Origin of the sequence: Brevibacillus sp. IT-7CA2 (assembly GCF_949767855.1) — a bacterium.
In the GTDB taxonomy this organism is placed as follows: Bacteria; Bacillota; Bacilli; order Brevibacillales; family Brevibacillaceae; genus Brevibacillus.
Map to the genome: position 1 here is coordinate 1 of NZ_CATKQT010000030.1, position 1467 is coordinate 1467.

The window sequence follows — 1467 nt, forward strand, 5'->3', positions numbered from 1 at the left end:
TAAACTGTCCCCTATAGAGTAGACACTTAAAAAAGTCTGCCTATAGGGGACTTTTTTTGTATAATCGAGAAAAATTACTGGGGTTGAGTCCAATGAGTAAAAAGTTGTTTACAGAGAAAGAGATTAACATCCTTTCAAATAATCCTTTCGTCAGATCAGTGAGTGATAAAGGAATCACTTACACAGATGAGTTTAAGCAAATTTTTATTACGGAAAACAGAAGGGGAAAGTTGCCAAGAGAAATATTCGAGGAGCATGGCTTTGATATAGATATCGTCGGGCTGAACCGCGTGCAATCCTCTGGGAAGAGATGGCGTGCCACTTATCGAGAGAACGGGCCTTTAGGATTGCATGATGCACGAGCTGAAAATACTGGGAGACCTCGTGAGAGGGAGCTTACACTTGAGGAGAAATATGCAAGATTAGAAGCTCAAAACAATTTGTTAAAAGCAGAAAATGAACTACTAAAAAAGATTCGCTATGCGGAAAGGGGGATAAGAAAAAGCGACTAGCACTACCATCTTGTCAGAAGTATATTCTGATTCGTACAGTGATTGAAAAGTACCAGCTTAAACATATGGTGAGTTATCTATGCGAAGTATCTGAGGTCTCACGCAGCGGCTACTATAAGTACTTCTCTAACTGTTCACAGGAAAGGCGTAAGCAAAAAGAAGAAACCGATGAGGAAGTAAAAGAGCGTATATTAAAGGCTTTTCGTTTTAAAGGACGAAAAAAAGGAGCTCGTCAAATTAAAATGATTTTGGCAGGGCAATTTCAGACTATCTACAATTTGAAGCGAATCCGTCGAATCATGAAGAAATTCAACATTGTATGTCCCATTCGGAAGACAAATCCTTATAAAAGAATGATAAAAGCAACGAAAGAGCACCGTGTGGTGCCCAACCTTTTAAACAGACAGTTTAAGCAAGGTGTTCCTGGTAAAGTACTTCTTACGGATATCACTTATTTGTTTTATGGGAAAGGAATGAAAGCATACTTATCAACCATTATAGATGGCTCCACTAATGAAATTGTGGCTTACCACGTATCAGATCGGCTCACTGTAGATTTAGCAACGGATACCCTCCTGAAGTTAAAAAAGAATCGAAGATTCCATAAAACTAACCTTGCATTGATCCATTCAGACCAAGGTTTCCACTATACACATCCGACCTTTCAAAAAATAGTACGAAAACTTGGGTTACGTCAATCGATGTCTAGACGTGGGAACTGCTGGGACAACGCACTTCAGGAATCCTTTTTTGGACATTTTAAAGACGAAGTCCCTATTAAGACATGCACGAACCTGAAAGAACTAAAACGTGAAATTAAGAATTATATGACTTACTACAATAACAACAGATACCAATGGAACTTAAAAAAGATGACCCCTGTTCAATACAGAGATCATCTTCTTAACGTTGCCTAGACTTTTTTAAAAGTGTCCTTTACAAAGGGGACAGTTTA

Annotated in this window: 1 protein-coding gene; it reads left to right on the forward strand. The window is 38.4% G+C overall.

The features are described 5' to 3' along the window. Positions 1–92 precede the first annotated feature (92 nt). Positions 93–1429, forward strand: a protein-coding gene (locus ACM6JA_RS16370) for an IS3 family transposase (RefSeq protein WP_289675140.1) whose coding sequence is annotated in 2 segments (ribosomal slippage) — positions 93–480 and positions 480–1429 — 1338 coding nt in all. Because the reading frame shifts where the segments join, the coding sequence is not laid out codon by codon here. Positions 1430–1467: the final 38 nt, after the last annotated feature.